Origin of the sequence: Mucilaginibacter sp. L3T2-6 (assembly GCF_030519355.1) — a bacterium.
Taxonomy (GTDB): domain Bacteria; phylum Bacteroidota; class Bacteroidia; order Sphingobacteriales; family Sphingobacteriaceae; genus Mucilaginibacter.
Genome location: NZ_JAUMKC010000018.1, coordinates 35,999 through 48,031, shown reverse-complemented (window position 1 = coordinate 48,031; position 12,033 = coordinate 35,999). Strand labels below are relative to the sequence as shown.

Here is a 12,033-nt window from a genome sequence, read left to right as displayed (position 1 = left end):
GATGTTAATCTGCAGACTGGTTGGTAATCAGCCAATAAAAACCCAGTTCTGAAACCGCTTTGGCGAAACCGGCAAAGTCAACGGGCTTAACCACGTAGCTGTTGACGCCAAGATTATAACTCGTAATAATATCCTGTTCCTCTTTTGAAGACGTCATAATGACAACGGGAATGGTCCTGGTTATTTCGTCAGCTTTAATTTGTTTTAAAACCTCTATGCCGTCAACCTTCGGCATTTTAATATCCAGCAAAACGATTTTTGGCTTGTTGTCTATTTGCCTTTCCTTATACTCCCCCCTGGCGAAAATAAAATCAAGTGCAGCAACACCGTCTTTTACGTGGTGCAGTTTATTCGCAAGATTAACTTTGGCAAGCGCTCGTATGGTCATTTCCGCGTCGTGTGGGTTGTCTTCAACAAGCAATACGTCTATTTTGTCGTTATTCATCATTTTTAAAGTTAGCTCTCGTTTAAATTTTTAGGTAACCTGAAATAAAATACAGCGCCTTGGTTTTCAGCGCCTTCAGCCCATATCTCACCCTTGTGTTTCAGAATAATCCGGTTTACCAGCGCAAGGCCGACACCCGATCCTTCGAAGTCCTCAAGGGAGTGAAGCCGCTGAAACACGCCAAAAAGTTTATCAGCGTAGGCCATATTAAAACCCGCACCATTGTCTTTTACAAAATACACCGTACTGATGGCTTCGTCTGTAAATCCAACTTCTATTTGAGGATTTGGCTTTTTCGAAGAGTATTTAATCGCATTGCTGATAAGGTTTAGCAGTACCTGTTTCATCATGCCCTGGTCGGCACTGGCTGGGGGAAGAGCTTCTATGATGATTTTATATTTACCGGGCGGTTCGTTATGTAATAACTCATCCGTAACTTGCTCTGCAAGCGACTGCATATCTACCACAGATAACGTCAACTCCTTTCTTCCAAGTTTTGAAAATGAAAGGAGGTCATCGATCAGTTGCCCCATCATAGTCGCGTTGTTGATGATGTTCTTCAACATCCTTTTACCATCGCTGTCAAGTTTATCCTCATAGTCCTCGCTCAACATAACCGAATAACCGTTAATAGCCCGCAATGGTGTTCTTAAATCGTGTGAAACTGAATATGAAAAAGCTTCAAGCTCCTTGTTCACGTTTTCAAGTTGTGCCGTCCTTTCTTTAACTTTTTTTTCCAGCGTATTGCGCATAAGATCTATCTCACCCACCATGATATTGAATGCAGATGCAAGTTTTCTTAGCTCATAACTGCCGTCCAGGTCACCCATAACTTGGGATGAATAATTTCCACGCGAGATATTTGCTGCAGCATTGGTGAGCAAATTGAGCGGTTTGGTAATATTGCGGCTCAGCACTGATGCGGCAATAAAGCCGGCTGCCATCAGTATTACTCCTGCCACAATTATCCAGCTTGCAAAACTCTTTATGCCCGTCAGCACGCTTTTTTCTGAAAACGCCACTACCAGCACCCAATTGGTATGCGGAATTCCATTAGCCATCGCCATCATTTCACCATCAACAGGACGTTCATATTCAAGCACCTCCCCCATTTTTTTTATGGTGAATGGAACTTGCGACAATGGTTTTATTAAATCAGTCCAAAGGCTACCGTCGGTATTGCCCATATAAAAAGTGGACCTGGCTCCTACAAGCTCCGAAAACTGGTCCACAGCTTTTGAGCCAGCCAGCAATGATTTCCAGGATACGATATATCCAATTGTCTTACCATCGTCGTTAACCGCAGAAATTATCGGAAAGTAAACAGCACCATTCTGCACATATATTTTCCCCATTTTGCTAAAATCCCCGCTGCCCCTGGCCGAAGATATGGCATCACCGATATTGGCCTTTATAGCAATAATAGAGTGATCGGTGCGGATAACAGGTGCTTTGTTTGAATCTAATAGCCCTATCCAAACCCAGGTGCTGTCACGGCGCAATTTTCCAAGAATGTCAAGCGTTTCGCTGCGATACAGTGTTCCGCGTGATTTTAAAAATTGGATAACCTCTTTTCGGGCTGCAGCAGCATTTGACGCGCTCGCCAAAAATTGAGCAGACTGGCTAAAAGTGTTATTTACTTGCCTGCTTATAGCAGTCAGGCGCTCCTTTCCTACTATTAACGAAGCCTTTTTTATACTATAATAATTAGCATACCCATAAATAATGATTGATACTAACAGGAGAGTACATATTAAAAAAGTCATTCTTTGCCGGATAGACAATCGGCCAAACGAGAATTGGTGAAATAGATGTTTCATACTTTTTAATCGCATAAGGGGTAGGCAAAAAACAAAATGACCAGCAAATAATAACTGTAAATCCAGTTTAAATGGTGGCCTGTGGCAACGGCACTATACAACTTCCAGTTGTATAAAAATAGAAAAATTTCACTTCCCCGGGATAGATTGTAATCATTTTGTTACAGCATTTTGGCTTCAAACACATGTATATCAACAATGCAATTAGCTTTCAGCGCGATGTGGTATTCTATTTTTCAAGGCCGGTAAATGCAGATCAGGATCAATGACATTATATGCCAAAAAATACGGGGGCGTTTGATGAAACGGGCTAAACCAAAGGATATCAAGCCGATGTTACATACCCCTGCTGTCTGGTTTTCTAAACTTCTCCGAACCAGTTCATCCATTTTTTTATGAGGGCTGTACGATCCCTTAAAAACTTAGGGCCAAAAAAGAAATTCGACCAGTCATCAAAATTTTCATATTGAAATCCAAGGTAAAAAGTCCAGAAACCAAAACCAAGGTAAGGAATGGCCTTTAATTCATCATTATGCAAAGGCCGTATCTGCCGGTAGCTTTCCAGAAAGCTACTAAAAGCTCTTTCGGCTTCATCTCTCGAAAGTCTGCCGTAGGTAACATCTAAAAAATAATGAACATAAAATGTCATGATATCATTTACCAGCAGCCCTTTCCCCGCAAAATCAAAATCAAAGAAAGTAATGTTGTTCTGTTCATCAAAATGAAAATTCTTCGGCAGGAAATCGTAATGACAATAACCGTGGCCGAAGTTTTTATAATTAACCCCGTTAAGTTTGGTGACAACTTCTTCGCCGGTGATTTTTAAGTATTCGTACTCATCCTGCAATTCTTCAAAAGCTGGTTTGATTATGCTAAGCGGACTTGTTATTGTGGTTTCTGAATTAATAATTAACCTTCTGTTATTCAGCGTTATATTGGCAGTTATATTATGTATTTCTGCCATTTCCCGGCCAATTACTGACAATTGTTCATCGGTAGGATTGGCACTGACATCCCCTTTGGCATAGCTAAACAATACCCCATTACGCGTGCCTTCGGCGGCACTGAAGGATTGTATTTTATTGCCTGAAAGATCGGGGATCGGGTAGGATACTTTAGCACCTTTTTCGGCCAGGAGGGTAAGCAATTCAACCTCGCCTTTTATTTCGTCAAGCTTACGATGCGCGTCGCGATAAATTTTAAATATGAATTTATCAGTTGGACTTTCAATAACATAGGTGTCACTTACGTTTCTTATCAGCAACCGGCAAGCAGTATTTCTTAAACCATAACGCTTTGAAATGGAATCATTTAAAGCCTTCGCTGAAAGTGTCGAATATTGAGTTGGAAAGATATTGGATGGCATGGCTGGCTCAAACTTACAAAGTTTTTCAACTTCATAAGTTTAAGATTGTGCTAAATGTTTCCTTTTTTCAACTCATCAGCAGCAAAATTTGCAGCACGGGCCGTTAACGCCATATATGTCAATGACGGGTTCTGGCAAGCCGACGAAACCATCGCTGCGCCGTCAGTAACAAAAACATTCTTCGCGTCCCAAACCTGGTTGTGCTCATTCAATACTGAGGTTTTTGGGTCACGCCCCATGCGCGCGGTGCCCATTTCGTGTATGCCGTCGCCCACGTTGTGGCCCCTGTCCCAGGTTTGTATGTTTTTTACACCCGCGCTCTCTAGCATTTCTTTAGCCTCTTTCACGATATCTACGCGCATCTTTTTCTCGTTATCCTTTATTTCAGCGTCCATCGCAAGTACAGGCAGACCCCATTTATCTTTCCTATTGGGATCGAGGGTGATTTTATTTTCGTGATAAGGCAGTAATTCGCCAAAGCCGCCGATACCAATAGTCCATTGACCAGGCTCAGTAATAGCTTCTTTAAATTTAGCGCCGACATTCAGTTCCGCCACGTTACGGCTCCAGCCTTCACGGCTTGCACCGCCCTGGTAGCCAAAGCCGCGAATAAAATCACGTTTGTGGTCCCCCGGTAAATTGGCGAAACGCACTACATAGACACCATTTGGGCGCCTGCCGAAATAGTACTTATCCTCAAAGCCTTCTACTGTGCCGGATGCACCGAGATTATAGTGATGGTCCATAATGTTGTGACCCAGTTCACCGCTGCTGCTGCCGAGTCCGTCCGGCCAGATATCGGTTGCCGAATTCATCAACACCCATGCACTGTTTAATGCAGAGGCATTTACAAAAACTATTTTAGCATAGTATTGATAGGTTTGATGTGTTTCTGCATCCAAAACCTCAACACCGGTAGCTTTTTTGCTATCCTTATCGTAAAGTATCTTAGTGACGATGGAGAACGGCCGCACTTTTAAATTTCCCGTTGCCATCGCCGCCGGTAGTGTTGATGATTGCGTACTAAAATACCCCCCAAAAGGACATCCCTCCCAACAGCGGTTCCTGAACTGGCATTTAGTGCGTCCAGGTATCGCCTCTGTAAGGTTAGCACTGCGGCCGATAATCATGTGCCGGGTATTATTGTAATGTTTTTTTATCCTTTCGGCTACATCCTTCTCTACCACATTCAAATCCATCGGCTTCAGAAACTGTCCGTCCGGAAGTTGCGGCAAACCTTCTTTTGAACCATTTACCCCGGCAAACTTTTCTACGTGGTCGTACCAGGGTGCAATGTCTTTATAGCGTATCGGCCAGTCAATAGCCCACCCGTCTTTCAAATTCGCTTCAAAATCAAAGTCGCTCCAGCGGTAGCTCTGGCGTCCCCATAGTATGGAACGCCCTCCAAGCTGATAGGAGCGCCACCAGTTGAACGGTTTTATCTCGGTATATGGTGCATCCTGTTCATTGGCCCAATAATCCATAATCGGCTCATAAGCGCCCCATCCGCGGGAAATAACCGGACGGGCCTTCCTTTCCAATTGCGTTGGGTTACCCCGATGCTCAAAATCCCATGGGTCTTTTGATGCTGACTTATAATCTTTTAAATGTTCAAAATTGCGGCCACGCTCAAGCATAATGGTTTTCAGGCCACGTTCGGTCAGCTCTTTTGCAGCCCAGCCGCCGCTGATGCCGGAGCCAATAACAATCGCATCATAAGTATAGTCAGATTTCGCTTTGCCGTTTATGTTTACAGTATCCGCCATAAGTAAAGTATTAGGTAAAGGGTAATTGGTTTATGCAATGATATTGATTTATGCCAACTATAACAAACAACGTTTGTTTATGAAATGTGTAATAAATGTTAATGATACCGGTTGGTTTCCAGCTAAACATTTGCAACCAATACAACATCTACAACTATTACAACCAATTCGTAAATTGCAACCTGAAGAATGAGCATCACCACTTACGGACTACAGGACATAAAAAAAGAAGTGCAGCACTTATCCGCTGAACAGTTGGCTGATTTATGCCTGAGATTAGCTCGTTATAAAAAAGAAAATAAGGAACTTCTCGCCTATTTATTATTCGAAGCACATAACGAAGATGCTTTTATCGAACAGGTAAAAGCCGAAGTTGGTTTCGCTATGAGTCAGTTGTCTTCTCATAGTTACCAGGCGGCAAAAAGCGTTCGCAAAATTTTAAGGCTTATCAGTAAATATGTGAAATTCATGGCATCCAAACCGGCGGAAATTGAACTGTTGCTGGGTTTTTGCCATAACTACCTTCAGTACATTAACCGTAATACTTCCTACAAGCCGATGCGTATGATATTGATACGGCAGGTACAGAAAATTGCGGCGGCCATTAACAAATTGCACGAGGACCTGCAATTTGATTACGCTAACGATTATAATAACCTAATTGAAGAAGCCGAAAAAAAATTTCCCTGGTTCTACAAGAATGACTATTTGTTGTAACATCTTTGCAGTTACAAAATCTAACCAATAAATTAACTGATAGTGGCGGAAAAGGAAGCAGCTTTTAAGAAGATTTACGAAGCCAATTCAAAAAAAATCTACCATTTATGTTACGGTTACACCGGTGACGACGATTCTGCGAGCGATCTTTTACAGGAAACATTTTTAAAAGTCTGGCAAAACCTCGATAAGTTCCGTAACCAGGCGATGATCTCGACCTGGATTTACCGCATCGCAGTTAATACCTGTCTAACCTACTTGCGGTCGGAAAAGCGACAGGCAAAGGATGAGCTTACACCCTTAATATCTGAAACAAAAAAAGAAGAAGTATCTGAAAAAAATGAGCAGGTTGCGCTGCTGTATAAGTGCATATCAAAGTTGGAAGAGTCGGAAAGAATAATCATTACGATGGTACTGGATGAGGTGCCATATCCCGAGATCGCAGAGGTGTCGGGCATATCAGAGGGGAATTTGCGGGTAAAAATCTATCGTATTAAACAGAAGTTAACAGAATTATACAACCACTATGAAAGAATTTGAGCACTTAATGTCCGTTTGGCAGGGACAGCCAAAACGCGACACGCTTTCGGTGGATGAGGCGCTGAAGCAGGTAAAGAAAGGCATTCGTGGTATAACCAGTAGGTTATACTGGGGAATTGTTGGTATGATCGGTTTAATTGTTTGCGCTTTTATCATAACGTTTTTCTTCTCATTCCGCTCACCCGCCACTATAATTGGCATACTTATCATACTGGTTACAATGCTGATGTACCTGTCCCTCATAGTACGTCATTATCATATCTTAAACAAACACGACCTTACACAAAACCCAACAGAATATTTAAATACCCTGAAGGAGTACCAGAAAAACCGAAGTAAAACCATCGGCTGGTTCTATTACTTTTTTATGGTGATGATAAGCACCGGCCTGGCCCTGTACTTTGTTGAAGTTCTGGAAGACGCGCCGACGTATTTCAAACTGATAACCTACGGCTCTATCATCATCTGGTTTTTGTTTATCACATTCTACCTGAAGCCCCGCATGTTTAAAAACGAAGAAGAGAAGCTGAATCTGATGATCGACAGGCTCATCAGGCTGCAGGAACAGTTTGATTGATTTTTGATATGCGTATATGCAAATGTGCGAATGAAAAATACTAATCTTGTAATTAGTTTTAACCCTACCTAAGTTGGATAACATTCAGATAGTTCCTGTACAGATTAGCGATGCAGACTCATTGCTCCAACTAAGCTTAAGCACTTTTCTGGATTTTTTCGGTCCCCCGGTCAATGAGCAAAAAAATATCGATGCCTATACTTCTATAGCATTTACGCCGGAAAAAATTCTTTCAGAACTGATGAACCCTGACTCCCGGTTTTATTTTGCCAGGGACGGCGAGGAAATCGCCGGCTATATTAAGCTCAACTTTAACGCCGCACAAAACGAATTTAAAGACCCTCAGGCTCTTGAGATAGAACGCATTTATGTATCGCGCGCACACCATAAAAAACAAATCGGCTCGCAACTGATCAATTTTGCGATCAATACTGCCTTAAATAAAAAAATGGACTACATCTGGCTCGGCGTTTGGGAGCATAATCATCGGGCTATCTCGTTTTATGAACGCAATGGCTTTCGCTTAGTTGGTAGACATAATTTCATGCTCGGAGATGATGTGCAAACGGATCTGCTGATGAGACGGGAACTATATCCGTAAAATTTGTTGAATAATGGGATTGACATCGTTGTTACCATATGAATCAACAGTTACCCCTCCGGTTGTGTCTCCACAGCTTGGTTTTACCCTGCTCTACGGGAAATTGTGAGACACGGGCCCAGGTAAATCCTCCGATATTAAAGTAATATACATTTGGTATTATATGAATCTATCCACGCATAAACGGATTAAAGTTCCTCGTCCCTATCTCCATTCCTGCCGCCCTGCAAACTGTCTTCTCGCCAAATTTAAAATTTATTTTATCCATTGCCTGGTAAAGGCGTATCTGCTCTTCATTGTCCTCAAAAAGGTTTATCTGGTAGCTGCCGCTGGCCAGGTTGCTTAACCTTACACCAATAAGCCGGACCGGCCGGTGCTGGTTCCAGGCCTTTTTCAGCAGGTTTTTAACTCCCGGGATTAATATATGCTCTGCAGCAGTTAAAGGTATTTTCTCCTGCTGGGTATGTGTTTCAAAATTGGCATAGCGTACTTTGATGGCCATGCACGACGCTAATTTATTCTCCTTGCGAAGCTTGGATGAAAGCTCCTCGGTCATAGATACCAATATATTCTCAAGATTCTGCCGGTCGGAAACGTTCTTATGGAATGTATGCTCAGTAGAGATGGATTTGCGCTCGTGATGCGGCACGATTTCGCCTTCATCAATGCCATTCGCCTTATCCCAAAGATAACGCCCTGCCTTTCCGAGTATCGCTTCCAGGAAACGGATATCAGTTTTCTGCAACTGGGCAATCCTTTCTATACCATATTGGTTAAGCTTAGCCGCAGTGCTCTCGCCCAAGCCCGGAATTTTACCGATGGCCAGAGGAGCTAAAAACTCTTTTTCTTTACCGTGCGGAATATACAGCTGCCCATTGGGTTTGGCTTGGTTGGTGGCCATTTTAGATACCGTTTTTCCCGACGACATGCCAAACGAAATAGGTAGCCCGGTCTCCCGCATTATTTTTTGCCGCAATTCACTGGCATGCTGGTAACAGTTATGAAAGCGATCCATGCCGGTATAATCAATGTAAAATTCATCAATGGACGTTTTCATATATAGCGGTACCGCATTTTGGATAATCTCAGTAACCTCGCGGCTGGCCTCGCCATAGCGCCCGTGTGATCCCCGTAGGAAAATAGCGTGCGGACAAAGCTTATGCGCCAGCTTGCTCGACATTGCCGAATGAATACCGTACTTACGCGCCTCGTAGCTGCAACTGGCTACCACTCCCCTTTCCGCCGAGCCGCCGATGATAACAGGCTTGCCAATCAATGACGGATCGAATTTTCGCTCCACAGAAACGAAGAACGAATCAAGGTCGATATGCATGATGATGCGTTTGCCGGGCATGACACAAATATAGAAAAATACTAATATAATTAGCAAATATTCAAGGGAAGATAAAGCTGAAAGATTAAGGGCTAAAGACCTTAAAATTGGGGGCTGCTAATAAGGTTCTTCATATAAGCAGCAATGTCCTGCTCATTCTGATTTTCAGACTTACTTAAATGTTCAATAACGTTTTCGCGTTCCAACTCGCTACGATTCTGGCTGAGTTTCTTTTTGGCTTGCAAATCATCAACCACCATCTCGAAAGCGACGATTCCTTTCATCATGCGCTGCTTGTATTCTTCGGATAGGCTATTATACTGTTTCAGATAACCGGCTTCATAATATTTAATGGTCTCTGTAAGCAACGCGGCTTTCTGTTCTTCGCCGTCTAATACAACACAATTGCCATAAGCGTGCACAGCCAGGTAATTCCAGGTTGGGACATTCTGTACTTTTTCGTAGTTTTTTGGTGAGATATAAGCGTGAGGCTCCGTAAATATTACGAGCGACTTGCCCGTGAAAATGTCTTCTGATTGCGGGTTGGCTTTAGCGAAGTGCGAGCGCAAAATGATTTTATCATCTTTTTTTATCACAACAAACGGCAGATGCGTTGCCACGGGTAAGCCATCTTTTGCAGTCACGATAGTTGCGAAGCTATAACGCTGCATAAAGGCGAAAGCCTCTTCAACGTTATCGAATTTATTAAAAGACAATATGTACATGACGAGTGAAATTACGAAACACCGTAGATTAACCCAATCCTTCCAGCATCCTTTTCAATACAGCCTGCGCAGCCCAGACACGATTACCCGCCTCATGCACAACTATCGACGACGAGCCATTCAGTATTTCCGAAGACAGCTCCAAATCGCGCCTTACGGGCAGGCAATGCATTATCTTAGCATCATTGGTAATTTTCAAACGCTCATTAGTCAGCATCCAATCTTCGCTAACCGGGCTTACCTTTCCATAAGGCTCGTAAGCCGACCAGTTTTTTACGTAGATGAAATCGGCATCTGCCAATGCTTCATGCTGGTTGTGGGTGATGATAGCCCCTTTGGTAAAGTCCCCGCATAACTCGTATCCTTCAGGGTTAGCTATGGTGAATTCTACATCAGCCCTGCACATCCATTCGGCAAAAGAGTTAGGTACAGCCTGCGGCAATGGTTTTATGTGCGGCGCCCAGGTTAATACCACTTTAGGGCGATCGCGTTTTTTGAGTTCGGTAATAGTAATCAGATCTGCCAGACTTTGCAGGGGATGACGGGTAGCTGATTCGAGACTTACAACCGGCACGCCGCAAAACTCAACAAATTTATTGAAAATAACCTCGTTATAGTCCTCATCCCTGTCCTTTAAGCCGGGAAATGAACGAACAGCAATGATATCGGCATATTGCCCCATCACAGCTGCCGCCTCGCGGATATGCTCAACGGCAGTACCGTTCATAATCACATTGTCACGCAGTTCCAGCGCCCAGCCTTCTTTATCCATATTCAGCACCATTACGTTCATGCCAAGGTTCAATGCAGCTTTTTGAGTGCTCATGCGGGTTCGTAAGCTTGGGTTCAGGAACACCAGGGCTATGGTTTTGTTTTCGCCGAGGTCTTTGTGCGCATAGGGGTTCTGCTTCAGACGCAGCGCCTCCTTAACAAGTAATTGAACATCAGGGACATCATTTACGGATGAAAATAGTTTCATGGGCGGAGTTTAGCGTGTTATTGATTAAGCGTTTCAGCAAAGGCCTCCAAAAATCTGTCGGCATATGCTTTTGTTAAGTTTAGCGCAGGCAACAGCCTTACTACGTTCGGTTTGGCTTCGCCTGTAAATATATGGTGTTTAAACAGCAGGTCTTTGCGTACGCTGGAAAGTTCGGCAGGCAATTCAATGCCAATCATTAACCCACGTCCGCGAACTTCAACAACCTGTTTAAACTTTTTCAATTCCTCAATTAAATAGCCTCCAACTTCAGCGGCATTTTGCAGCAGATTATCGCGCTCAATCACTTCCAACACAGCTAAACCAGCGGCACAAGCCAGATGGTTACCGCCAAAGGTAGTACCCAGCATACCATAAGCGGGCTTTATTTTTGGCGAGATAATGATACCTCCTATTGGAAAACCATTACCCATGCCTTTGGCCATGGTATAGATATCGGCGTTTACACCGGCAAAATCGTGCGAAAAGAATTTACCGCTGCGCCCATAACCGCATTGCACCGAATCGGCGATAAATACGGCATTATGCTCATCGCAAAGCGACCTGATCTTCTGCAGGAAACCTTCCGGAGCAACCTGTATACCCCCAACGCCCTGTATGCCTTCTATAATAACAGATGAAATATCATTTGTCTCAAATGCCTCAACCAGCGCGGTTTCATCTTTCCATGGGAGAAAAATTATGTTATTGGTTTCGTTAACCGGGGCGATTATCTTGGGATTGTCCGTTGCAGAAACCGCCAGCGAAGTACGGCCATGGAATGCGCCTTTAAATGCAATAACTTTCTTTTTTAAATTATAAAATGAAGCAAGCTTTAATGCGTTTTCGTTGGCTTCGGCGCCGGAGTTGCACAAAAACAATTGATAATCCTCTTTACCCGATACCTGTCCGAGCTTTTCAGCCAGTTGCTTTTGCAGGGGAATCTCCACAGAGTTTGAGTAGAACCCAATCTGGTGCAGCTGGTCTTCCAGTCGCATTACATAATGCGGATTGGTGTGGCCAATAGATATCACGGCATGCCCCCCGTAAAGATCCAGGTACTCGGTGCCTTTATCATCATAAACGAGGCTGCCAACACCTTTAACGATGTTGATGGGATTGATAGGATATACGTCGAAAAGTTTCATAGTACCCAAACCCCTAAAG

The 12,033-nt window shown here is 43.4% G+C and carries 12 protein-coding genes; 4 read left to right on the top strand and 8 right to left on the bottom strand.

Annotated elements, in window-relative coordinates; all coding sequences use genetic code 11:
* Nucleotides 1-4: 4 nt before the first annotated feature.
* The 4 genes from Q3W13_RS18425 to Q3W13_RS18410 all read right to left on the bottom strand — a co-directional run bounded on the left by Q3W13_RS18425 (nucleotide 5) and on the right by Q3W13_RS18410 (nucleotide 5,397).
* Nucleotides 5-448: a response regulator gene (locus tag Q3W13_RS18425; protein WP_302866280.1), complete on the bottom strand. Its 444-nt coding sequence runs from the start codon at nucleotides 446-448 to the stop codon at nucleotides 5-7.
* Nucleotides 449-456: 8 nt separating this feature from the next.
* Entirely contained in the window at nucleotides 457-2,265 is a 1,809-nt protein-coding gene (locus Q3W13_RS18420; RefSeq protein WP_302866278.1) for an ATP-binding protein, read from the bottom strand.
* Nucleotides 2,266-2,626: 361 nt separating this feature from the next.
* Complete coding sequence (locus Q3W13_RS18415; protein WP_302866277.1) at nucleotides 2,627-3,631, bottom strand: phosphotransferase enzyme family protein; 1,005 nt, start codon at nucleotides 3,629-3,631, stop codon at nucleotides 2,627-2,629.
* A gap of 50 nt (nucleotides 3,632-3,681) precedes the next feature.
* Nucleotides 3,682-5,397 (bottom strand): GMC oxidoreductase, encoded by a 1,716-nt coding sequence (locus Q3W13_RS18410; RefSeq protein WP_302866276.1) that lies wholly within the window; start codon nucleotides 5,395-5,397, stop codon nucleotides 3,682-3,684.
* 189 nt (nucleotides 5,398-5,586) lie between these two features.
* Between Q3W13_RS18410 and Q3W13_RS18405 the strand changes: the two genes are divergently transcribed.
* From Q3W13_RS18405 to Q3W13_RS18390, 4 genes are all read left to right on the top strand, one after another.
* Nucleotides 5,587-6,114 (top strand): hypothetical protein, encoded by a 528-nt coding sequence (locus tag Q3W13_RS18405; protein WP_302866275.1) that lies wholly within the window; start codon nucleotides 5,587-5,589, stop codon nucleotides 6,112-6,114.
* 42 nt (nucleotides 6,115-6,156) lie between these two features.
* Nucleotides 6,157-6,654, top strand: coding sequence for an RNA polymerase sigma factor (locus Q3W13_RS18400; RefSeq protein ID WP_302866273.1), 498 nt, complete (start codon nucleotides 6,157-6,159; stop codon nucleotides 6,652-6,654).
* Complete coding sequence (locus Q3W13_RS18395; protein WP_302866272.1) at nucleotides 6,641-7,231, top strand: hypothetical protein; 591 nt, start codon at nucleotides 6,641-6,643, stop codon at nucleotides 7,229-7,231. The genes Q3W13_RS18400 and Q3W13_RS18395 overlap by 14 nt, the downstream gene beginning before the upstream one ends.
* Before the next feature lie 73 nt (nucleotides 7,232-7,304).
* Nucleotides 7,305-7,832, top strand: coding sequence for an N-acetyltransferase (locus Q3W13_RS18390; protein ID WP_302866271.1), 528 nt, complete (start codon nucleotides 7,305-7,307; stop codon nucleotides 7,830-7,832).
* 169 nt (nucleotides 7,833-8,001) lie between these two features.
* On the opposite strand, the gene dinB is transcribed toward Q3W13_RS18390, so the two are convergent.
* From dinB to Q3W13_RS18370, 4 genes are all read right to left on the bottom strand, one after another.
* Nucleotides 8,002-9,186 carry a DNA polymerase IV gene (gene dinB, locus Q3W13_RS18385; protein WP_302866269.1) on the bottom strand — a complete coding sequence of 395 codons (1,185 nt, stop codon included), beginning with the start codon at nucleotides 9,184-9,186 and terminating at the stop codon, nucleotides 8,002-8,004.
* A gap of 80 nt (nucleotides 9,187-9,266) precedes the next feature.
* A complete protein-coding gene (locus Q3W13_RS18380; RefSeq protein WP_302866267.1) occupies nucleotides 9,267-9,890 on the bottom strand; it encodes an FMN-binding negative transcriptional regulator in 624 nt (207 codons plus the stop codon).
* 28 nt (nucleotides 9,891-9,918) lie between these two features.
* On the bottom strand, nucleotides 9,919-10,869 hold the full coding sequence (locus Q3W13_RS18375; RefSeq protein WP_302866265.1) for an acetylornithine carbamoyltransferase: 951 nt from the start codon (nucleotides 10,867-10,869) through the stop codon (nucleotides 9,919-9,921).
* A gap of 17 nt (nucleotides 10,870-10,886) precedes the next feature.
* Complete coding sequence (locus Q3W13_RS18370) at nucleotides 10,887-12,014, bottom strand: aspartate aminotransferase family protein (protein WP_302866264.1); 1,128 nt, start codon at nucleotides 12,012-12,014, stop codon at nucleotides 10,887-10,889.
* Between the last annotated feature and the right edge of the window lie 19 nt (nucleotides 12,015-12,033).